This window comes from Cecembia sp. (assembly GCF_007126775.1).
In the GTDB taxonomy this organism is placed as follows: domain Bacteria; phylum Bacteroidota; class Bacteroidia; order Cytophagales; family Cyclobacteriaceae; genus Cecembia.
In genome coordinates this window covers 61,393-83,513 of the sequence record NZ_SLAP01000001.1, presented here as the reverse complement: position 1 = coordinate 83,513, position 22,121 = coordinate 61,393, and the positions used below count along the sequence as shown (strand labels likewise).

Below are 22,121 nucleotides of genomic sequence, written 5' to 3'. Positions count from 1 at the left end.
TCAGTGAATACAATCAAATTCAAGAAGATCCAATATCATTTAATGCATGGTTGATCTCTGTGATCGCGAGAACCATCAAAAATCACGATACATCCGGTTCTTACCTTATGGGAAGAAACAAACAAATCATCTTTGAGGACATCAATATCTCGATCCTGGTGGAAAAAGAAATCAATGGGGCGAGAGTGCCCATTCCGCTGTTGATTGAAAAAGCCCAGGAATTAAGCATTGAGGAGATCAGCAGACTGATCCAGGATGCGAAGTCGAAGCCCTTAACGGATAAGGATATTGTCCTGCATCGAAAGCGGCAAAAATCAGAACGCTTGTATTATATACTCCCTGGATTTTTAAGGAGGTGGTTTTGGAGGTACTTATTGAAAAACCCTAAACTGGCATTCCGGAAAATGGGGAATGTAAGTTTTTCTTCCTTGGGTATGATGGGAGATGTGAAGGGTTGGTTTATCCCCATTTCCATCCACCCTGTCTGTTTCGGTGTCAGTTCCATTGTAAAGCAACCCGCCATTGTAGACGATCAGGTCGCCATCAGGGAAATGCTTAAAATGTCCATACTCATGGACCATGATGTCATGGATGGCGCTCCAATGGCTCGTTTTATTGCTGAATTAAGCCAAAATATTGAAAAAGGATTAAATTTAAATTCTTATTGATTGAATAAGAGAGTAAAACACTCTTACTAAAGCACGATATTAATCATCATAAAAAAAGTAACAAAAGAAAATAGCCCTTCAACCTATTCAGACGGGTTGAGATATAATTTACCTTATATTCAATATTAAATTAATTTGGATGAAATATGTATTGTTTGCCAATTATGTTCCAATTCAATGTGTTGGAGAAATCAGCTATTTATTTCAGTTCTCTATTTTACCATCTCGTAAATTGGGGATATCTCAGTATCTAAAGTGAATGATTTTCATTTAAAACGCAACATCATGAAAATTTCAAAAATCTTGTTGATTTTGGGCAGTTTGGTATACTTTGGTTTTGGATTATTATTTTTTATTCATCCAGATGCCATTACCGATATAGACGGCATCATTTTACCGGACAGAAGCGCTGCCAACCATATCCGTGCTGTCCTGGGAGGAATGGAAATCGGTCTTGGAATTTTATTGCTTTATTTTGTCTTGGACAAAAAAAGAATTCAATATGGTTTGATTGTTTTGGCCGGTTCTATTGGAATTACGTCTTTGGCAAGGTTATACGGGATTGTTTTTGATGGGGCCAGTAATACTTCCAATTGGCTGAGCTTCCTTGCCGAATTCAGTTTCGGCTTGTTGGCTTTTATTTTATTTTTTATCGAGAGGAAAAGAGAAAAAAGCGGGACTGAAAATAACGCTCAAATTTGATTAACTCCATTGAGAAACTTGGCCGCATTCAATATTGCTTTCAATAAGCTAAATTCGGATAGATTGATAAAATCAATTTTTATTAGCTAAAAACATATAGATGGGATTTTAATTTAGGCTTTTTAATGAAACATTTCGAAATGTAAAGAAAGGCTCCAAAAAGCATATGTAATCCAAGGCTTATTTTGGGATAAAATATAAAATAATATCAACTTAACCAGCAATTAATCAGCAATTTACATTGCCTTTCATCATTAATTTTCTAAATTAGTTTTGGTAAAAGATTTTCTTACCGAACACTAAACCTTATTGGTAATTTTTAGACCCTAAATACGATGCAAACCAGTTATAACCAATTCTTTTATTATGCAATTATAGGATTGATCCTCTCGACTATTTTCTCTTGTGATGGTTCGGGTGATTCTACACCTTCTGGAAATCAGAGCATACATGATCAATTTTCAGATTTACCCGAGCAGGTTATTTTTACCCACCTTCCCACAGACTTAGAGGAAATGTTGGTGATGGATGCCATAGGTCAGATTCATGGCATTCCCAAGATGCATGGGGGATTCCGTTTATTGAATCCATATACTTTCCCAGCTCAAATTCCGGTCTATGCTATGGGAGACGGATATATTTACAACATAGAGAAAGAATTTCGAACTGTAGTAGATGGGAATGCTCCCCCCGATTTATTGGGAAGAGATTATGATGATTTTTCTTTGGATATGGTATTCAGCAAGCATGCTGGCGGATACTATGGACATGTTACAGCTTTGTCGGAAGAAATTTTGGAACAAGCTGGTGAAATAAAAGAAGGCAGAGGGGTACACAATAGGGTGAATATTAAAATAACAGCTGGACAGGTTATTGGCTATGTAGGTCCCCATCCAGGCCTTGACATTGGCATGTATGACTATGAGAGGGAGCATTACTTTGCCAATCCGGAGATGTACGGTATGGAATACCGTTCGGCGGTATGCTTTACAGATTATTTGCCCCCTTCTCTTCAAGAGAAAGTATGGGCGATTACTGCAAGGACTGCACAACCAAGATGTGGGCGGGTGGCGTATGACAAAGAAGGTACTTTGGCAGGAAATTGGTTTTTGGAAGGAACCACAGAAATCACCCAGTGGAGCAGGCAACTGATTTTTGCCAGGCATGATCTATATGGAGACAGGATAACCATAGCAGATGCCAGCCCGCTAATGGACGGAGATGGTATCCATACCCGGGATATAGAGCCCTATATTTGGTTTGTCAAAGGAAATACCCCCATGCCAGAGGACATTACCATGGAATCGGGTCATATTAAGTTTGAAGTGGCCAATCATTGGTTACTGATCCAAAACGAAAATGTTACTCCTGAAGGGACTTTATTGATTCAATTGCTGGAAAAAGAAAAAATTCAATACGAATATTTTGAAGGAAAAAGTGCAGAAGAAGTTTCTGATTTCACCTCCCAGTCACGGATTTATGTCCGATAATTTTGATTTAATCCAGCCAGAAACTTGTTGTTTATTGTTAACTTTTGGCCTTAAATTTAGTATATGAAATATTTCATCCTAGTCCTTTGCTTTTTTTTATTGGGCATCAACCCATTAACCGCTCAACAGCAAAAAGTCTCTCCAAAAGACCTCAAGGACCTTTATGAGATCATGTCCGGGAGTTTCAGTTCGGAGGCCCAATCGTTGGAAGACCCTGAGTTTTTCCATATCAGCCTCATCATTCAGCCCATTTGGAAGGATGCAAAGGATGGGTATTGGTTGTATGTGGAACAGGCCATGGCCAGTTCACCGGAAGCACCCTACCGAGTGCGGGTGTACCATTTGTATAAGGAAGATGCCTATACCTTGGTCAGCCAGGTGTATGAGATACAGGATGAGGCCCGTTTTGCTGGAAAAATTAAAGATCCCGGTATCTTGACTTCCTTGAACAAGGACATGTTGACCCACAAAGAAGGCTGCGGGATATTTTTACGTAAAACCGGAAAGAGGCAGTTTGAAGGGTCCACCCGAGACCAGGACTGCCCTTCCAATCTAAGGGGTGCCAGCTATACTACCTCCAAAGTCAAACTGGATAAAAATGGGATGACTTCTTGGGATCAAGGTTGGAATACCCAAGGGGAGCAGGTTTGGGGTTCAACAAAGGGAGGATATAGGTTTGATAAGGTGAAAAAGTGATGATGGACTCATAAAGATTTAGGTTACAAAATTTTTGCCACGTAGGCACGAAGACACAAAAAAAAATTGGGATTGATGCAGTTTTCAAGATCCTAAAGAGCTGTTTTTCTATATTCGATCCCATCGGAGTCGAATGTTTATAGCAAGCGCGTTGGTCCTATAAATATATGACCCCATCACGGGTCAAACCTCCTATTCATCATCACACGTTTTATCGAATCAACACTTTTAACCCCTTAAACCTTAAACCTACCATGAACCCTGAACTCCCGAACGCTGAACCGATTTATGTTCATTGTTTAAATGTTCAATGTTCATTCAACTCATAAACCCTTTCCCCTCATCCCTCTCTCACCACACATCCCCCATAAATCAAAGGTTCCCCACCAATCCTTCTCCTTTCTTTTGGTGGTTCTGCGTCAGGTGGTAATGCCGGAAATTTTTCTGTATCCAAATCCAAGCGCTGCCCATCGGCGATTAGTCTTTCCCTCAACCTTGGATAAGGAAGATCATGCAGCCCTGTATTGGTTTCCAAAGCCATTCCCGCTGCAACCGCAGCCGATTGCCCCAAAATCATAAATACAGGTTCCATACGGATAGATCCATAAGCAATATGCGAAGATGAAACTGCGCATGTGATAAGCAAATTGTCACATTCATTCTTTTTGGGAAGGATACAGCCATAAGGTATCACATAGGGCCCACCTGTACCTTCTTCAATATTTCCCTCATTCTGAACACAGCCAAAAGGGGTGATATAACGCTGCACATTATGGGAATCCATGGTATAAGAGCCCATGCCTATGGCTTGATCTGATACTTTCATCCTTCGGCAATCCTGCTCGGTCATCACATATTCCCCTACCATCCTTCTGGCTTCCCGCACATAGATGTTTGATGGCCAATGGCCATTATCCGTAAACTCATCCATGGCCAAGCCCCATTTGCTTACTTCTCCTCGCACATTGTCCGGAATCCTAGGGTGATTGGCCAAGGTCCACATCAACCCTTTTTGGTAATGCTCCTGCTCGGCAATGATGCTGGCCCGCTGTGCATAGCTTCCATTGGGATAGCCATAGTTGATCCCGATTTTATTGGTGGAAATTCCCCAACGGTTATTGGTATCTGTTTTTCGGTTGGGCATCATATGGGGAAGCCATGGGATGCGGTTCTCCCCTGCTTCGAAATTCCGGAACAGCAGTTCATATTCCAGTTCTTCATATCCTTCCGGTTTTTCAAAAGGAACCTTATTGGCTTCCACATCCGTCAGACAAAGGCGGAAACAATAGGCCTGAATCCGGTGGTCCCCCTCAAAATCCTTCCCTGGATCCTCAGCCGATACACCCGGTAAAATGCCACTTTGGGGATTACCGGCTTCAATATAAGGATCCACAAAACCAGGAATGATATGGTAATGGGTCCTGATCTTTTGAATTCCATTTAAGGTTTCTCCATAAACAGCATTGGCTTCTCTACCAACATGATAGGAAACACCTGCCATGGCCATCAGGTCTCCCTCATAGGTGGCATCGATAAAAATTTTCCCCTGATAAACATTGCCATTTTCGGTTACAATGGAGGAAATGCCCGTGCCTCTTTTGTTCACCCCATTGCTTCCAAGAATCAAACGCTCATCCAGTACAAGTGGAATGTTATTTTCTTCCAACATGGCATTGTACACCGCCATTGCAGCACTGGGTTCAAAAAACCAAGAAGTATCATTCGCACCAACAATATGCGGCTCTTCGTATTTCCAGATGGATTCGGCTTTGTAATATTCCCTTAGTCTTTGGTAAAACCCTCTTGACATGCCCCCTATGGCGTCCGCGTAACCCAGGTCCGTCGCTCCAAGGCCAGCTGTGGTCAAGCCTCCAATATGACCTGATGGTTCCACGATGATACAGGAATTGCCCATTTCTGCGGCCTTCACAGCAGCGATGATACCTGCTGAGGTGGCTCCATAAATGACTATATCATAAACCTCATCGGGTGACTGACAACTTTTCAGATAAGCCGGAACGATAAGTCCACTGGATAGGATAACAGTGCTTTTGAGGAAATTTCTACGGCTAAAATTTGACATGTTTGTGTTAAAGGGTTTGGGGATTTCGGGAAATAATAAAACAAAATATTGAAAAATCAATAAGCATCAAAATCAAGCTGAACCCATGATAATATATGCCAAGTAATTGGCAATAATTGTTTAACCACAAAGGCAGGGAGGCACAAAGGGTTGCGTGATTTTTATTTTCTCGAAATGGCGCAAAGTAAAGACGCTAATGCTTTTGCTTTCTTTTGTTCCTTTTGCGATTCATTTCCATATCGACGGCGATTGCGTTTCCGGTTTTTTAGGATGTTCTTGCGCCGCCTCTGTGTATAAATCATATCCTTTAAACCCAGGGCTGCGTTCCTTGCCCTGGGCTATCACATGTAAGGCCTTCAGCCTTTTTCCTGTTTACATGAGAATCCCTAATATAAAATTGAACATAAATTTATTTCAATCAGATTACCTGTTTTTTTCGATATTCCTTCCCAAGACAGGCGGGCTTGGTTAAAAAATCCTAAACCAGAAAGGTTTGGATCGTGGCGTACGTTGCGTCATCTTAGCGGGCGCTGCGAGAACCCTTTTAACTTTCTCGCAAAGGTGCGTTAACTAAAAAACTGATGGGGATTGAATAAATAAAAAAAGGAGTTAAGGTAATTCTGAACCCCAATTTAATGGAATCCTAATTTCCTTAACTCCTTCACGGTTCAAAATCTTCAGAAATTCGAATTTCTTAAATCTTGTTTCTTGACGCTAATCTCTCGCCTCTCTCCTACCAATACTTCGCAGGCTTATCCTTTGCCGGAATGGTCTTCAGGATAAACTGTCTTACATCCTCATTGGAATTGGCCAAATCTTCAGCCCTAAGGTACATCATATGACCACTCCTGTATCCTTTAAAGCTCATTCTATCCTGAAGTTTTCCGGCAGGATCCATCTGCCACATGTTGTATTTGGCATTGAAATAATCTGTACCACCATCAAAGTACCCCGATTGGGTCATCACATGTAAGTATGGGTTTTGTAACATGGCCTGTGCCAGCTGCATACCTGTATTGTCGTTGTTTCTGTCCCAAGGATGCACGGGACCAAATAAGTAATAGGTCAAATCCGTATCATACTTCAAAACGTTTTTAGCATAATAATTCATCGCCGGGGAAAAGGCATGGTTCCAGGCAGTCAAAGCCGGATCATAATCAAACCTTTCTCCAGCATCGGTCTGGTCAATTCCTCTGTATCGGCTGTCCAGTCGGCCTACAGTCAATCCTTTATCGCGCATCAACTCTTTCCAATAGAAACTGGTCGGTACTGCCAAAGCAAAATTCATGAATACTTCCTCCTTGATACCAGAATAATAGGCCATCTTCTTGGCAATGGCTTTTCTTTCTGCTTCATCCAAAGCTCCCCCTTTGGCTATGGCAGGAAGTACTACGTCCATGGTATATTTTTCCACCTCAGGCAAGATTTCATCCAAGTCTTTGGCCTGAAGGTCTGCCGGCAATACCTCATGGTACCAAGCAGTGGCAGCAAAATAAGGCAGGTAATTGGCTTTGGCAACTGGACCGCTTCTATCAAGACCAAGACCAGTAGGAGAAACCAGAATTACGCCATTCAAATACATCCAATGCGCATTTTGAAGTTCATGGGCCAAACCGGAAACCCGGGTAGTGCCATAACTCTCCCCAATCAGGTATTTTGGCGATTGCCACCTGTTTTGTCTGGTCACGAAAGTTTTCACCCAATCAGCGAGGTATTTCACATCAGAGTTGATGCCAAAGAAAGTGGATCGGGGCGTTTCCTTATCAACAATCCTGGAATAGCCTGTATTCACCGGATCGATATAAATGATATCGGCTACATCCAAGATAGAATGAGGATTTTGCTTCACGCCGTAAGGCTGCAATGGATAACCTTCATCGTCGATGTTGAGTACATAAGGGCCCGTATAGGCCAAGTGCATCCATAGTGAGCCTGAACCTGGACCACCGTTAAAGGAAAATACCAAGGGACGGGTGCTTTTATCTGTTACATCTGTTCTTTCATAATAGGTATAGAACAAAGTAGCAATAGGTTCTCCATCTTCATTCCAGACCGGCATGGTACCGGCAGTGGCTTTATAAGGAACGCGGTTGCCTTTGATAGTCGCAGTACCATTGGTTACTGATGAGGATTCTACTTTGATGTCTCTAGTTTCCTGTGCCTGTGAATTTAGCACGGTAAAAACCAGCATAAATAACGTCAGTAAGTTTCTTTTCATAGTGTTTTTAATTAATGCTGTTTAAATATACCAAGACAGTATTTGAAAAGCACTTGATTTATACAGAAGGAAAGCAGATTGTGATAAGTGGAAGGTAAAAGAATATATAATAATGAATGAAGAAATATTTCCTGAATGGAGTGAAGTATGAAGAATTAGGAATTAGAAATGCAGAGTTCAAGGTTCAGGTTCAAAATATGATTCGTACAACAACTTGTCCGCCTAGGCTGATTGAACAATGAACGACTTGTCCGCCGCGGCGGAATTGAAATTTTTGAACAAGACAGGTTCAGGGTTCAATGTTTATGGATGTTAATGTCCTGCTCCTTGTATTTTGCTAATACAAGAAAAAGCAAATCTCATAAAACCTAATTTTCCATCAACGGTTGTTCATTAATTAGACTTTATTTTAGTTTCAAGGTTTGAAATTTGATAAATTATGAAAAAAGTTTACCTCTTATTCTTTTGTTGGTTGGCTATAGGGGCAGTACATGCTCAAGCGCCGCATACACAAGGAAATTATGAACTCGCTGCGAGATTTTCTCCTGAAAAACTGAAAAAGATGATTTTCAGTACCTCTGTAGATGCCCATTGGTTGAAAAAATCAGATCGCTTTTGGTATGAATACGAAACTACGGAAGGAAAAAACTGGTACATCGTGAATCCTGCGACCAAAAGTAAAACCAAGCTGTTTGACAATGACCGTTTGGCAGCAGAAATCACCAAGGTGGTGAAAGATCCTTTTGACGGACAGCATTTAGACATCAGCAACATGAAGTTTTTGGAAGATGAAAACACCATAGAATTTAAGGTGAAAAGCAGCCAGGATATCCTGAAAAAAGACTGGGAGGAAATCAAATCCAAAAACAAGAATGCCAAAGACTCTTTAGAGAAGAAAACTTTTGTCTTCAGATACAACATCAACAGCCAGGTGCTCACAGAAATCGAAGACCCTGAAGAAGAAGCCAAAAGATTGGCTTGGGCGAACATTTCTCCGGATTCCTCCAAAGTGGTTTTTGCCAGACACCACAATCTGTACTGGATGGACAAGGAAAACTTCCTCAAAGCGGTTAAAGATGAAAAAGACAGCACCATCGTAGAGCATCAACTCACCACCGATGGGGAAAAAGACTATTCCTACGGTGGCTCGACCCGTGGAGAAGATAATGTGGAAGAAGAAAAAAATAAGGATAAAAGAAAGCGGGCAAGTATCCTTTGGGCTGAGAATTCCCAACAGTTTATTTTGACACGTTCAGATGCAAGAGAAGTAAAAGATTTATGGGTGATCCACAATACCAGGGATCCAAGGCCTACTTTGGAAACCTACAAGTATGCCATGCCCGGTGAAAAGGAACAGCCCATTGCCGAGTTACACCACTATTCATTTGATAATGAGACATTTTCCAAGTTGGATGTAGCCACTTTCAAAGATCAGACGATTGGTTTGTGGTCAAAGGATACGCCTGCCTCCAATAGGGATGATGATTTCAAACCCGTCAAGTGGTTGGGAGATACGGATTATTTTTATTTCTCTATTACTTCCAGAGATTTAAAGCGTATAGACATCTGCCGCTGGAATATCAAAGAAGGTAAAAAAGAAGTTATTGTGGAAGAAAGAAGCAATACCTATATAGAAATTCAAAAACCTGAAATTTTCAACAATGGCACGGAAATGATCCATTGGTCTGAAAGGGATGGTTGGGGCCACTACTACCTGTATGGTACCGATGGCAATTTGAAAAGACAATTGACTGCTGGTCCCTTCCACAGCGAGTCAGTAATAAGAGTAGATGAAAAGGCCAGAACATTATACTTTACTGCAAATGGAAGAGAAAAGGGCGAAGACCCCTATTATGAGCATTTATACAAAGTCAGCATCAATGGAGGAGCTGTCACCTTACTCAACCCCGGGGATTACAATCACAGCGTTTCCATGAATGACAAAGGCAATTTCTTTGTCAATAATTTTAGCCGGGTAAATACAGTACCCGCTTCTACCCTTTATGACAATATGGGGCGCAAAGTCATGGACTTGGAAACAGCAGATCTTAGTTCGCTATTTGCGGCAGGTTATCAATTCCCGCAACCCTATCAAGTAAAAGCTGATGATGGCATAACCGATTTGTATGGGGTCATGTATTTGCCTTTTGACTTTGACAGTACAAAAAGCTATCCGATCATACAATATGTTTATCCAGGTCCCCAAACCGAAGCTGTTAACAAATCTTTTGGCAGGTCCATGGACCGCATTGATCGTTTGGCGCAGTTTGGATTTGTAGTGGTAACCATTGGTAACCGCGGTGGGCATCCTGGCAGATCAAAATGGTACCACAATTATGGTTACGGTAACCTCAGAGACTATGGTTTGGCAGATAAAAAAGCGGCCGTGGAGCAATTGGCCGATCGACATGCTTTCATTGACAAATCAAGGGTTGGGATTCATGGCCATTCCGGTGGTGGGTTTATGTCCACAGCGGCCATGCTGGTCTATCCTGACTTCTTCAAAGTCGCTGTTTCTTCTGCTGGAAATCATGAAAACAACATTTACAACCGTTGGTGGTCTGAAAAGCACCATGGCGTGAAAGAAATAGTGACCCCAAAAGGGGATACCACCTTTGTCTACCAAATTGAAAGAAATCCTGACCTGGCCAAAAACCTTAAAGGAAGATTGCTATTGGTAACGGGAGATGTTGACAATAACGTACATCCCGCCAACACCATCCGAATGGCAAATGCCTTGATTAAAGCCAATAAACGTTTTGATTTCATAATCCTACCCGGGCAAAGACATGGGTTCGGCGATATGACGGAGTATTTCTTCTGGAAAATGGGAGATTATTATGTACAGCATTTGCTGGGCGACAATACACCTCCTCCCGTGGACATGCTGGAAATTCAAAGGGAAAAAGCACTGACCAAGTAATCCTGATTACATTTTAATTATAAAAAAAACCTCTGTATGCATGAAGATGTGGGCAGAGTTTTTTTTTGATGATTCTGAAATAATGCTTTCCGTCATTCTGATACCGAGTAATTCGGGAGAAGAGTCTCCCAAAATAGAGGAAATGCTTCACTAAGTTACCATTGACAGATAAGAGTAACCGTCATTCTGAGCGAGGAACTGCCTGTCCCGCAGAATTGCGGGAAGCGAAGAATCTCCCAAAGTTAAGGAGATGCTTCGACTCCGCAAGCTCCGCTCAGCATGACGTTTCAATAACTGTCATTACCTTTCTGTAAATGTCAGATTTTAAAAACTACCATTGACAGGTTACTGGAACCGTCACTCTGACGAAGGAAGAGTCTCCCAAAATAGAGGAGATCCTTCTCCGCCTGTGGCGGATCAGGATGACGGCTCGCTAGATGTCATTGCCTTTCTGTAAATGCCAAATTTTAAAAACTCAGCATGACGTTTCAATAGCTGTCATTTCCTTTTCTGTAAATTTACCTAAAAATTAATTTCTAAGAGTGACGTAAATTCCTGTCAAACGAATATTTAAGATGAAATTTCCATGCACAAAAGGAAACTATTATAGAAAAAACTTCCTTTTAAGAGACCATTCGTACAGTATAATGGCATTATACGGTCATTTTTACGATATTAGTAATTCAATCCTTTTGATTCCATGCTTGTAGACAAACACAACCGAATTCACGATTACCTGCGTATCTCTTTGACTGACAGCTGTAATTTCCGTTGTGCTTATTGTATGCCCAATGAGGAAATAGACGTTTTGCCTCAATCTCGGCTGATGTCAACAGATGAAATCGATCAGATTGCCGGGGTTTTTGTAGCGCAGGGAGTCAGAAAAATCCGGCTGACAGGAGGTGAACCGCTGGTCAGGAAAGCGTTTCCGGAAATCCTGAACAGACTTGCCAAATACCCTGTGGAATTGACCATGACCACCAATGGGATTTTGGTACATAAGCATTTAGATCAGCTAAAGGAAGTGGGCATGCGGACCTTGAATGTGAGTTTGGATTCCCTCAACAAGGAAACTTTTTTCAAACTGACCAAAAGAGACAAGTTAGATCAGGTATGGAAAAACATCCTTCTTTTGTTAAAAGAAGGTTTCCGGGTAAAAATCAATGCAGTAGCCCTGAATGGAATCATAGAAAAAGAAATCCTGGATTTTGTATCACTGACCAAGGATTATCCCCTGCATGTCCGTTTTATTGAATTTATGCCTTTTGAAGGCAACCATTGGAAAGTAGATAAAGTCATCACCGCAAGAGAGATGCTTGAAATGGTGCGGGAAAAATTCGAGGCAGAGAAACTTCAGGATGAACCCCATGCCACGGCAAAAAAATATAAGGTTCCCGGGCATAAAGGAACATTTGCATTTATTACCACAATGAGTGAGCATTTTTGCGGTGACTGCAACCGGATGAGACTGACAGCGGACGGAAAGATGAAAAACTGTCTCTTTGGGAAGGAAGAAATGGATTTATTGGGAAATTTAAGACAAGGAAAAGACATCCTGCCTCTAATCAAACTATCCGTACAGCGAAAACATGCAATTTTGGGTGGTCAGTTTACCCCCGATTACCAAAAGACCGATGCAGATAAAATCCAAAACAGAAGCATGATCAAAATTGGTGGATAAGCTTTTCTTTTTGTTCACGATTTGCTCTAAAAGAGAGGTTATATCAATAGGAAAATCGTCAAAACTATTTGACAAATTAAAATAGAATAACAAAATTGAATTGCTGTTATAGGAATTACCAGTAAAGAATAGATCAATGGAAATGGTAACACATCGCATAAAAATCAGGGCCTTCGGTATGATAGCTGAAAAATTGGGAGCCGATTGCTTGGATCTGGATAGCATCCCCACTACTGAGGTGTTAAGGGGCTACCTTTATCAACAATTTCCTGAACTTGAAAAGATGAAATTCGGAATCGCAATCAATAAAAAATTGGTTTCCGGAAACCAGCCTATTCCCAACGAGGCTGAGGTGGCCCTTTTACCCCCATTTTCCGGAGGATGATATGAGTAGGTTTGTCAGACAGGTCATATTGCCAGGGTTTGGGAATGAAGCGCAGCAAAAACTGAAGAAATCTAAGGTTTTGATCATTGGAGCAGGTGGGCTGGGCTGTCCTGCTTTGCTTTATCTTGCTGCTGCAGGCATTGGAACCATTGGAATTATTGATGGAGATACCATAGCGGAAAGTAATTTGAATAGGCAGGTAATGTATGGGGAAGCAGAGGTTGGTATCAACAAAGCACAGGCTGCAGCACATCACCTGAAATCCAAGTACCACGATGTAAACATACAGTGCATCCCTGAGTTTCTTACGACTTCCAATGCTGTCAGTTATATACAAACATATGATCTGGTAATTGATGGGTCAGATAATTTCCCGACCCGTTATTTGGTCAATGATATCTGTGTCCTACTGGGCAAACCTTTGGTTTTTGCAGCCATTTATCAGAATGAAGGACAACTAGCCCTTTTCAACACAAAAAAAGGGGATATCCATTACAGGGACCTTTTCCCCGAGCCACCAAAAGATTCTGAAATCCCTAATTGCAATGAGACCGGGGTTCTTGGTGTACTTCCGGGTATAATGGGCATTATGCAAGCTGCAGAGGCGATTAAATTTTTGACAGGATACGGGGAGGTATTGACCGGTAAAATACTGTATTATAACCTGCTCAATCATCAAACATATACGCTTGCCCTGGAAAAGCACCCCGCATCCGAGCAAATGCTACCAAACAACCTGACTGAATTTGAATCAAGAGATTATGCCTTGTTTTGTGATGCAAAGGAAGTTATCAGCTGGAAAGAAGCTTTGGGACTGATAGAGAAAAATTCAAAATCAATACTCATTGATGTAAGGGAACTGAATGAACGACCGGAACTTCAAGGCCATGCGCATATGAAAATTCCATTTTCAGGCCCTCATGATATCATACCGGAAATGAAAGAAGCGGAGGGCATCTACCTGTTCTGTCAATCTGGAATCCGGAGTCTACGCATGGCCAGAGAATTGAGCCAGACCCTTTCTGGGAAAAAAATATATTCTATTATCGGAGGCATTGAATCCCCCGACGCACCATTAAATTGAGTAGTATGGAAAAGCACAGAAAACCCAAAAATATATTTGTAGAGGGTCCGATTTCACCTGAAAAAATCGCGAAGTCCATCGCAAACCATAGCAGCAAAACGGATATAGGAGGGCACAGTATATTCCTGGGTCAGGTTAGAGCCGATGAAAAAGAAGGAGGAACCGTACAGGCTATTGTGTACACGGCTTACGAAGACATGGCATTGGAAAAAGCTTTTGAAATCAGGGAAGCTATTTTTGAAAAATATCCACTGACCTGCATGCATATTTACCACAGTTTGGGTGAGGTCAAAACGGGAGAAATATGCTTGTTTGTCTTTACTTCCTCCAAGCACAGAAAGGCAGCTATTGATGCTTGTGAAGAATTGGTAGAGCGCATCAAAAAAGAATTGCCGATCTGGGGTAAAGAACTGGTCGATAATGAAAAAGAAGTTTGGAAGGAGAATACCTGATCTTTATTTTATTGCATTAAAAGTTAATGGATTTATTGTAGGACAATATCTAGAAACATCAAATATCCATCAATATCAAAAATCACTAAAGGAACTGTCACATTTCAGTTGAATCAATACCATACAATAAAAAAATTATCCCCGAATCACCTCTCCTTTTGATACTGAGTGTAAGGAAAAATCACTTTCTTTGCGTCAAATCCTAAACCTATGAAGATTATTGCAATCGGCAGAAATTATGCCGAACACATTGAAGAACTGAACAATGAACAGCCAAGTAGTCCAGTGGTTTTTCTCAAACCGGATACAGCGCTTCTTAAAAACAATGCCCCTTTTTACCATCCGGAATTTTCGAAAAACATTCACCATGAGGCAGAACTGGTGTTAAAAGTATCCAAAGAAGGCAAATATATTCAAAAGCAATTTTCACACCGCTATTTCGACGAAATAGGAATAGGTATAGACTTCACTGCAAGAGACTTACAGGATCAATGCAAAAGTAAAGGTTTGCCTTGGGAAATTGCCAAAGCTTTTAACAATTCTGCACCAATTGGTGGTTTTTTACCTGTCAGTGAATTCAAAGACCTTAGTGATATCGATTTCCATTTGCTGATCAATGGAGAACTCCGTCAAAAGGGCAATACTTCCATGATGCTTTTTGACTTTGATAGTATCATCGCCTACGTATCCCAATTTTTTACCTTAAAAAAAGGAGATCTAATTTTCACTGGTACGCCGGCTGGTGTTGGCAAGGTCAGTATTGGTGACCATCTGGAAGGTTTTATTGGGGATAAAAAACTCTTGGATTTTGAAGTCAAGTAAATTACTCCTTCTCTTTCTTATCTTCTCTTCATTAAAGCTTCATGCCCAGGAATACCTCTTTCCCATTAAGCCCGGTGAAAGGGCTTTGCTTTCAGGTAATTTTTCAGAGATAAGGCCCAACCATTTCCATTCTGGCATAGATGTTAAAATCGGAGGTGTAGATGGCGAGCCGGTACTTGCGATTGCGGATGCCCATGTTTACCGTATCAAGCTATCCACTCATGGTTATGGCAATGTCATTTATCTCAAGCACGATAATGGGCAATATTCCGTATATGCCCATTTGAGGAACTTTTCGCCCAAAATCGCAGATTACCTGCGTGAGGAAATGTACAAAGCAAAAAAAAATGAATTGGAGCTTTTCTTAAACCCGGAGACTTTACCCGTTAAAAAGGGAGAAATTATAGGAAATGGGGGAAATACAGGAAGTTCAGCAGGGCCTCATCTGCATTTTGAGATTCGGGACAGTTTGGAAAGGGCATTGGATCCTTTAATCTTTGGTTTCTCTGAAGTGATTGACAACACTCCCCCCCAGCTCTATCGTATAGCCATCAGACCCATTGGTTTGGATTCCAGGGTCAATGGCAAATTCCAAAGGCAGGAGTTTAATCCCATATTGGAAGCTGGACGCTACATACTCAGGACACCTGTTAAAATTACGGGAAAAGTGGGTATAGAAGTCTATGCAATAGACAGGATGGATGGTGTAAATAATATTTTTGGTGTCCCAAACTATGAGCTTTGGGAAGGGGAAAAAATGCATTTCAGTATGCAAATGGATCAATTAAACTTGGATCATACCCGCTTTCTTTTGCGGCATACCCACCAGAACCGTTTCACTAAATTGTACTTAGAGCCCAATAACCTCTTGCAATTTTATCAGCCAGATACAGTCGGTTCCGGCCTGTTATTCCTTTCAGATGGAATGGAAGGAAATTTTGAAGTCAGGATGAGAGATTTTTTTGGTAATGAAAGGAGTCTTTATTTCCAATTACAAGAGGATGAAAGCAAACATTTTTTCACTGATAATAATCATGGAGGTAACCTTAGAACACAGATAAGTTATCACCGGGAGATCATGAAAATTGAGACCGGTCCCTCCTATTTAGGCAATATGGCCAAAGTGTACGTCAACAGTCATGTAATGGATTTACCTCCAGCCTATACCATACAGGGAAGAAGGGTTTATTTGTGGGATATGGACTACGGAATACCGGATTCTCTGGACATTTGTTCAGAAGTCATTCGGCCTACTGCCATAAAAAAAATCCCTTTCGGAGAGGAAATTTCTTTTAGCAACACAGATCTGGAGATTAGTTTTCAGGAAAACAGCCTACTGGATGACCTCTATTTACGCATAGAAAAAACAAATAATTCCCGACTCAGTATCAACGGTCCGGAAGACTATCTATGGAGTAATATTGGGATAATGTGGAAAAATCCAGGGTATTCAGAACGCTCGGAATACACACATGTATATCATCAAGCAGCCAATGGACGGAAATCTTTTGTTGGTGGTGATTGGGAAGGTGAGCATATTCGTTTCAAAACAAGAAATTTTGGTACTTTTGTATTAGAGGAGGACAAGACAGCACCTAATATTAGGCCCATTAGAATCAATTCTCAAGAAATACGCTTCAGGATTGTTGATGATAAATCAGGAATCAGGGATTTTGAGGCTTATGTTGATGGGCAATGGCTCTTGATGAGGTATGAACACAAACAAAATCTGATATGGTCAGAGAAATTGGATAAACAACCGCTGAAAGGAGAAGTTTTATTAAAGGTACGTGATATGGCAGGCAATGAAGCCCGCTTTACCACAGTCATAAATTAAATTGTTCATCTAAAAACAAAAAAACATGTCATTAGAAGTAGGAAATATTGCTCCTGATTTTGAAGCAAAAGATCAGAATGGAAATGTTGTGAAATTATCTGATTTCAAAGGAAAAAAGGTTGTCTTGTATTTTTACCCCAAAGACAACACGCCGGGTTGTACTGCGCAGGCTTGTAACTTAAGAGACAATTATGAAGCATTACAAAAAGCAGGTTATGTGATTTTGGGAGTGAGTTCGGATTCGGAAAAATCACATCAAAAATTTATAGAAAAGCAAAACCTTCCTTTTTCTCTTATTGCGGATGAAGACCTAAAAGTTCATGAAGCTTACGGCACATGGGTAGAAAAATCCATGTATGGCAGAAAATATATGGGGACAGCGCGGACTACTTTTATTATTGATGAGCAAGGGAAACTGGAGGAAATCATTGAAAAGGTAAAGACAAAAGAGCACACAAATCAAATTCTCAAATAATTCCAATCCAATGGAAAAACAATCAAGCGATCAACTTAAGAAAATCTGTTCTCAGGTAAGAAGAGATTGTCTGCGCATGGTTCATGCTGTGCAGTCGGGCCATCCCGGAGCCGCTTTAGGCCTGACAGAGTATTTTGTAGCGCTTTATTTCAATGAAATGGAGCACAACAAAAATTTTGACATGAACGGAAAAAATGAAGACCTTTTCTTTTTATCCAATGGGCATGTTTCGGCTCTTTGGTACAGTGTTTTGGCCAGAACAGGATACTTTAGTACGGAAGAGTTGGCAACCTTCAGGAAAATCAATTCAAGGCTTCAGGGCCACCCTGCCACAGAAGAGGGCTTACCAGGAGTAAGAATTGCTTCTGGATCCCTTGGTCAGGGCCTTTCTGTTGCCATTGGTGCGGCACAGGCCAAAAAGCTAAATCAGGACGAGCGGTTGGTATATGTCATGATGGGTGATGGAGAGCAGCAAGAAGGACAGGTATGGGAAGCGGCTATGTATGCTGCCCATCATAAAGTAGATAATTTGATTGCAGCCATAGATTACAATGGACAGCAAATCGATGGCCCTACGGTCAAGGTCATGGACCTGCTTAGCCTAAAAGCCAAGTATGAGGCTTTTGGCTGGGATGTGATTGAGATTCAAAAAGGCAATGAAATGGAAGCCGTTTTGGAAGGATTGGCCCAGGCCAAAGCGCTTACGGGAAAAGGAAAGCCAATATTGATCTTGCTCTATACGGAAATGGGTTATGGGGTAGATTTCATGGTAGGAACACACAAATGGCACGGTGTAGCCCCGAATGACGAGCAATTGGAAAATGCATTGGGACAATTAGAAGAAACACTAGGAGACTATTAAAATGGAAAAGACCTTAGATTTAAAATATACATATACAGAAAAAAAAGATACCCGTTCAGGTTTTGGAGATGGTTTTTTGGAGGCAGGAAGAAAAAATCCAAATGTTGTTGGATTGTGTGCAGACCTCATCGGTTCTTTAAAGATGGGCGCTTTTCAGAAAGCATTTCCTGAAAGATTTTTCCAGGTAGGAATAGCCGAAGCCAATATGATTGGTTTGGCTGCGGGGATGACCATCGGGGGTAAAATACCTTTTACCGGTACTTTTGCCAACTTCTCTACCGGCAGGGTTTATGACCAAATCCGTCAATCTGTGGCTTATTCTGAAAAAAATGTTAAAATCTGCGCTTCCCATGCGGGACTTACCTTAGGTGAGGATGGCGCCACGCATCAGATCCTGGAAGATGTGGGCATGATGAAAATGGTGCCTCACATGACTGTGATTGTTCCTTGTGATTACAACCAAACCAAAGCGGCCACTTTGGCTCTGGTGGATCATGTTGGACCAGCTTACCTCAGGTTTGGCCGTCCAAGCTGGCCAATATTTACTCCTGCTGATCAAAATTTTGAAATCGGTAAAGCGGTTAAAATGATAGAGGGAAAAGATGTAAGTATTTTCGCCACTGGCCATTTGGTATGGGAAGCTATAGTAGCCGAAGCCATGCTTAGGGAAGAAGGGATATCTGCTGAGGTAATCAATATCCATACCATCAAGCCCTTAGATGAAACTGCGATTTTGGAATCTGTGGCTAAGTCAGGTTGTGCTGTTTCAGCCGAAGAGCATCAAGTGAATGGAGGACTGGGAGACAGTATTGCCCAAGTTTTTGCTAAGAACCACCCGGCCCCACTTGAATACGTAGGGGTCAATGATTCATTTGGAGAGTCGGGAACACCCGCACAATTGTTGGAAAAATACGGTTTGAATGCGGAAAATATTGTAAAGGCCGCCAAAAAAGCCATTGCCAGAAAATAAACAAATCAGCCAGTAAATGTAAAATTCGTGGTGCAAAAGCATCACGGATTTTTTATATTTGTTGTAAAGTGCTTTCGTTTTAATAAAAATCTTTACAATTATGAAGCTATTTTCTCCTCTTTTACTTTTTGCAGTGATTTTGACAATAGACCCTGGTAGTTGTGAAGAAAAAATCAAAGGACTTACCTCTTCCGAAGAAAAAGAGAAATCTTCTAGCTCTCCGGAAATTGGAGGCCAGGAAAATTCTGATTTTGAAGCACCTGTTATTTTTGATGAGGCTGCGCGGATTGCTTCCAATGAGAAACAATCAGGACATTTGGTGGGTGTATATTTTATGCCATCTTGGAATACATCAGGAGATCCTGACCGGGATATTGACAGCTTTTGGTCTTGTCTTACAGGAAGGGAAGACTGCTCGAGTCTGAAAAATCCAGGAATTTGGGGACCAAGAGGAAGGGTTTACAACCGGCAATATCCTTATGAAGGCCCCTATTTGAACCGGAAGCCCCATGCCAGTTTAGGGGGATTTTACAAAAGGGATAACCCAAAAACGGCTAGAAAGCAACTGGAGTACATGAAGAATTATGGTATAGATTTTTTTGCCTATAATTGGTTTTTTGGCAGACATTATTATTACCATCTCTACTTTGGTCCCCAATCCAAAATCTATTATCCGGAAGGCTGGAGAATTGATCCTAATCGGGATGGAAGGGTGGCTGTTCCAGGCTTGGAAGAATGGGCAGATCAATTGACCGCATTGCTGAAGGAAAATGAAAAATTACCAGCTGACAAGCAAATGAAATGGGCAATCAATTGGTGTGATGACAGTGATGAGCGATGGAAGTTATGGTTGGACATTGGTTCTCCTGAAAGCATACAGGCCGGAAGAAATTATGAAGGTGAGAAGCCTGACAAGCAACTTTACCTTCAAGTGCATGATAAAATTACCCAACTATGGATTGATAAATACTTTAAGAGAAAAGATTACTTAAGGGATCCTGATGGCAGACCCATTGTTTACCTGTATTTCCCTCAGGACACAGAAGCAAGAGCGGCATTTTATGGCATCAGTATGAAAGAATTACTGGACAGGTCAAAGGCCTTAGCTATTAAAAACGGATACAAAGGAATCAAATTTATTGCTGTGGCCTCGGGCGCAATGATGCCAAATGAGAGACAATATGGTATGCCGACACGCTGGAGGCCAAACAGTGCAAGGGATCCAAGAAGAGGGGGAAGGTATACAGACCGTTTACTTTTTCAGGATTATGTTCCCAGATTGAAGAAAATGGGTTTTGAGGGTTTAACGGCCTATGTCTACCATAATTTCTTTGAACAGGACAATAAGAATTTTGCAGATATGCGGAAAACCTATCAGGGACATTGGAACAGATGGGCTGAATTCCATAAAAATGACCCTACATTTGAGTACCAGGTTCCCGTGGCCATGGGATGGGATATGCGGCCGGCAGGCGGCACCTGGCCTCAGCAAACAGGCTTTCCTTCTGAGCCCCAAAAAGACCGGGTCCACAGCAATAAATCAAGCTTCAAAGCCAAGCTGGAAGATGCACGGAAAATTTCAGAAAAATACAAATCCAGTAATGGCAATACCATCATGGTATGTTGTTGGAACGAATACCTGGAAGGAAATTATATCGAGCCTACAGAAGGCCATGGATTCGATTACTTGGAAGCCATTAAAGAAGTTTTCATGGATAGAAGAACAGGCTTTATACCTTCTCCCCCAGTTTCTGTTGCCAGTTCCATGAATCCCTAATAGAATCCTCAAGACTGTATTTGGGCTTCCAGCCTAAAACCTTTTGGATTTTTTCGGTACTTGCCCAAACTTTCTCTATATCTCCCGGGCGTCTTGGTCCGATATGGTAATTGAGTGCTAGTTGGCTTATTTTCTCAAAGGTTTGTATTACCTCAAGAACAGTATTGCCATTTCCTGTACCTACATTGAACAGGTCATAAAAATTATCCTTTTGTTGAGAAAGATAAGCCAAAGCTTTTACATGGGCATCCGCCAAGTCCATTACATGAATATAATCCCTGACACAGCTACCGTCTGCTGTGTTGTAATCATTTCCGAAGACTGTTAGCTTTTCCCTGATACCCATCGCTGTTTGGGTAATAAATGGCACCAGGTTATTGGGAACCCCCAATGGCAGCTCTCCTATTTCCCCACTGGGGTGGGCACCTACCGGATTGAAGTACCTTAAAGATATAATTCTTGAATTTACACCGCTTTTGATATAATCTCTTAAAATATCTTCGCATATTTTTTTGGTGTTTCCATAAGGACTTTCTGCCTCTTGCCTAGGGGTGTCTTCACTCACAGGCAATACATCAGGTTGACCATATACAGTACAACTTGAGGAAAAAACCAAATCTTTCACTCCATGAGCAGCCATGGTTTCCAATAATATCAAAAGAGAGTCAATATTATTACTATAATACTTCAGCGGCAACTGTGTACTCTCTCCCACTGCTTTAAAAGCAGCAAAATGAATCACACCCTGAAAATCATTTTCTGAGAAAACCTTATTCAAAAGGGTACTGTCATTGCAATCCCCTTCATAATAGCTTAGATCCTTCCCGAGAATATGCTTCAAACCAGACAATACGGATTTGTCAGAATTGGAAAAATTGTCAATAATAACTGGCTCAAAACCGGCATCTACCAATGCCACAGCCGTATGGGAGCCAATATATCCAGCTCCTCCAGTGATCAAAATCTTTTTCATAAAAACGAATATTGAATTACAAT

The 22,121-nt window shown here is 41.3% G+C and carries 18 protein-coding genes; 15 read left to right on the top strand and 3 right to left on the bottom strand.

All coding sequences use genetic code 11. From position 1 onward, the window contains the following. From QZT73_RS00320 to QZT73_RS00305, 4 genes are all read left to right on the top strand, one after another. Nucleotides 1–668: 2-oxo acid dehydrogenase subunit E2 (locus QZT73_RS00320; RefSeq protein ID WP_291786068.1), on the top strand; the 668-nt coding region annotated here is incomplete at its 5' end. Nucleotides 669–953: 285 nt separating this feature from the next. Beyond that, nucleotides 954–1,370, top strand: a complete 417-nt coding sequence (locus QZT73_RS00315; RefSeq protein ID WP_291782687.1) for a DUF4345 domain-containing protein — start codon at nt 954–956, stop codon at nt 1,368–1,370. 335 nt (nt 1,371–1,705) lie between these two features. Then, a complete protein-coding gene (locus QZT73_RS00310) occupies nt 1,706–2,860 on the top strand; it encodes a hypothetical protein (RefSeq protein ID WP_291786066.1) in 1,155 nt (384 codons plus the stop codon). Nucleotides 2,861–2,923: 63 nt separating this feature from the next. Then, nucleotides 2,924–3,556 (top strand): chromophore lyase CpcT/CpeT, encoded by a 633-nt coding sequence (locus QZT73_RS00305; protein WP_291786064.1) that lies wholly within the window; start codon nt 2,924–2,926, stop codon nt 3,554–3,556. A 340-nt stretch (nt 3,557–3,896) separates the two neighbouring features. On the opposite strand, the gene QZT73_RS00300 is transcribed toward QZT73_RS00305, so the two are convergent. Together QZT73_RS00300 and QZT73_RS00295 are read right to left on the bottom strand one after the other, a co-directional pair. Further along, nucleotides 3,897–5,639 carry an FAD-dependent oxidoreductase gene (locus QZT73_RS00300; protein ID WP_291782678.1) on the bottom strand — a complete coding sequence of 581 codons (1,743 nt, stop codon included), beginning with the start codon at nt 5,637–5,639 and terminating at the stop codon, nt 3,897–3,899. 733 nt (nt 5,640–6,372) lie between these two features. Beyond that, complete coding sequence (locus QZT73_RS00295; RefSeq protein WP_291778005.1) at nt 6,373–7,857, bottom strand: carboxypeptidase; 1,485 nt, start codon at nt 7,855–7,857, stop codon at nt 6,373–6,375. 439 nt (nt 7,858–8,296) lie between these two features. Between QZT73_RS00295 and QZT73_RS00290 the strand changes: the two genes are divergently transcribed. From QZT73_RS00290 to QZT73_RS00240, 11 genes are all read left to right on the top strand, one after another. After that, nucleotides 8,297–10,780: a DPP IV N-terminal domain-containing protein gene (locus tag QZT73_RS00290; RefSeq protein ID WP_291786061.1), complete on the top strand. Its 2,484-nt coding sequence runs from the start codon at nt 8,297–8,299 to the stop codon at nt 10,778–10,780. Nucleotides 10,781–11,480: 700 nt separating this feature from the next. Further along, complete coding sequence (moaA, locus tag QZT73_RS00285; RefSeq protein WP_291783475.1) at nt 11,481–12,461, top strand: GTP 3',8-cyclase MoaA; 981 nt, start codon at nt 11,481–11,483, stop codon at nt 12,459–12,461. Nucleotides 12,462–12,597: 136 nt separating this feature from the next. Continuing rightward, a complete protein-coding gene (locus QZT73_RS00280; RefSeq protein WP_291786059.1) occupies nt 12,598–12,846 on the top strand; it encodes a MoaD/ThiS family protein in 249 nt (82 codons plus the stop codon). Nucleotide 12,847: 1 nt separating this feature from the next. Then, nucleotides 12,848–13,930: a HesA/MoeB/ThiF family protein gene (locus tag QZT73_RS00275; protein WP_291786058.1), complete on the top strand. Its 1,083-nt coding sequence runs from the start codon at nt 12,848–12,850 to the stop codon at nt 13,928–13,930. 5 nt (nt 13,931–13,935) lie between these two features. Further along, nucleotides 13,936–14,382 carry a molybdenum cofactor biosynthesis protein MoaE gene (locus QZT73_RS00270; RefSeq protein WP_291783466.1) on the top strand — a complete coding sequence of 149 codons (447 nt, stop codon included), beginning with the start codon at nt 13,936–13,938 and terminating at the stop codon, nt 14,380–14,382. A 210-nt stretch (nt 14,383–14,592) separates the two neighbouring features. Then, the gene (locus QZT73_RS00265; protein WP_291784165.1) at nt 14,593–15,204 is read left to right on the top strand and encodes a fumarylacetoacetate hydrolase family protein; all 612 of its coding nucleotides are present in this window, start codon (nt 14,593–14,595) and stop codon (nt 15,202–15,204) included. Continuing rightward, nucleotides 15,191–17,041, top strand: coding sequence for a M23 family metallopeptidase (locus tag QZT73_RS00260; RefSeq protein ID WP_291784136.1), 1,851 nt, complete (start codon nt 15,191–15,193; stop codon nt 17,039–17,041). The genes QZT73_RS00265 and QZT73_RS00260 overlap by 14 nt, the downstream gene beginning before the upstream one ends. A gap of 25 nt (nt 17,042–17,066) precedes the next feature. Beyond that, nucleotides 17,067–17,516, top strand: coding sequence for a thioredoxin-dependent thiol peroxidase (gene bcp / locus QZT73_RS00255; protein WP_291784137.1), 450 nt, complete (start codon nt 17,067–17,069; stop codon nt 17,514–17,516). A gap of 10 nt (nt 17,517–17,526) precedes the next feature. Next, nucleotides 17,527–18,378 (top strand): transketolase, encoded by an 852-nt coding sequence (locus QZT73_RS00250; protein ID WP_291784139.1) that lies wholly within the window; start codon nt 17,527–17,529, stop codon nt 18,376–18,378. Between the two features lies 1 nt (nt 18,379). Further along, nucleotides 18,380–19,348, top strand: a complete 969-nt coding sequence (locus tag QZT73_RS00245) for a transketolase C-terminal domain-containing protein (RefSeq protein WP_291784140.1) — start codon at nt 18,380–18,382, stop codon at nt 19,346–19,348. Between the two features lie 100 nt (nt 19,349–19,448). Then, nucleotides 19,449–21,125, top strand: a complete 1,677-nt coding sequence (locus QZT73_RS00240; protein WP_291784142.1) for a glycoside hydrolase family 99-like domain-containing protein — start codon at nt 19,449–19,451, stop codon at nt 21,123–21,125. Here QZT73_RS00240 and galE read toward each other — a convergent pair. Next, a complete protein-coding gene (gene galE / locus QZT73_RS00235; RefSeq protein ID WP_291784144.1) occupies nt 21,079–22,098 on the bottom strand; it encodes a UDP-glucose 4-epimerase GalE in 1,020 nt (339 codons plus the stop codon). The genes QZT73_RS00240 and galE overlap by 47 nt on opposite strands. Nucleotides 22,099–22,121 lie beyond the last annotated feature (23 nt).

What these genes read in the sequence shown, in the direction of transcription:
- QZT73_RS00280 (WP_291786059.1), top strand. Translation starts at nt 12,598, where the DNA reads ATGGAAATGGTAACACATCGCATAAAAATCAGGGCCTTCGGTATGATA.
- QZT73_RS00270 (WP_291783466.1), top strand. Translation starts at nt 13,936, where the DNA reads ATGGAAAAGCACAGAAAACCCAAAAATATATTTGTAGAGGGTCCGATT.
- galE (WP_291784144.1), bottom strand. Translation starts at nt 22,098, where the DNA reads ATGAAAAAGATTTTGATCACTGGAGGAGCTGGATATATTGGCTCCCAT.
- moaA (WP_291783475.1), top strand. Translation starts at nt 11,481, where the DNA reads ATGCTTGTAGACAAACACAACCGAATTCACGATTACCTGCGTATCTCT.
- QZT73_RS00305 (WP_291786064.1), top strand. Translation starts at nt 2,924, where the DNA reads ATGAAATATTTCATCCTAGTCCTTTGCTTTTTTTTATTGGGCATCAAC.
- QZT73_RS00245 (WP_291784140.1), top strand. Translation starts at nt 18,380, where the DNA reads ATGGAAAAGACCTTAGATTTAAAATATACATATACAGAAAAAAAAGAT.
- bcp (WP_291784137.1), top strand. Translation starts at nt 17,067, where the DNA reads ATGTCATTAGAAGTAGGAAATATTGCTCCTGATTTTGAAGCAAAAGAT.
- QZT73_RS00300 (WP_291782678.1), bottom strand. Translation starts at nt 5,639, where the DNA reads ATGTCAAATTTTAGCCGTAGAAATTTCCTCAAAAGCACTGTTATCCTA.
- QZT73_RS00240 (WP_291784142.1), top strand. Translation starts at nt 19,449, where the DNA reads ATGAAGCTATTTTCTCCTCTTTTACTTTTTGCAGTGATTTTGACAATA.
- QZT73_RS00315 (WP_291782687.1), top strand. Translation starts at nt 954, where the DNA reads ATGAAAATTTCAAAAATCTTGTTGATTTTGGGCAGTTTGGTATACTTT.
- QZT73_RS00295 (WP_291778005.1), bottom strand. Translation starts at nt 7,857, where the DNA reads ATGAAAAGAAACTTACTGACGTTATTTATGCTGGTTTTTACCGTGCTA.
- QZT73_RS00310 (WP_291786066.1), top strand. Translation starts at nt 1,706, where the DNA reads ATGCAAACCAGTTATAACCAATTCTTTTATTATGCAATTATAGGATTG.
- QZT73_RS00275 (WP_291786058.1), top strand. Translation starts at nt 12,848, where the DNA reads ATGAGTAGGTTTGTCAGACAGGTCATATTGCCAGGGTTTGGGAATGAA.
- QZT73_RS00250 (WP_291784139.1), top strand. Translation starts at nt 17,527, where the DNA reads ATGGAAAAACAATCAAGCGATCAACTTAAGAAAATCTGTTCTCAGGTA.
- QZT73_RS00290 (WP_291786061.1), top strand. Translation starts at nt 8,297, where the DNA reads ATGAAAAAAGTTTACCTCTTATTCTTTTGTTGGTTGGCTATAGGGGCA.
- QZT73_RS00265 (WP_291784165.1), top strand. Translation starts at nt 14,593, where the DNA reads ATGAAGATTATTGCAATCGGCAGAAATTATGCCGAACACATTGAAGAA.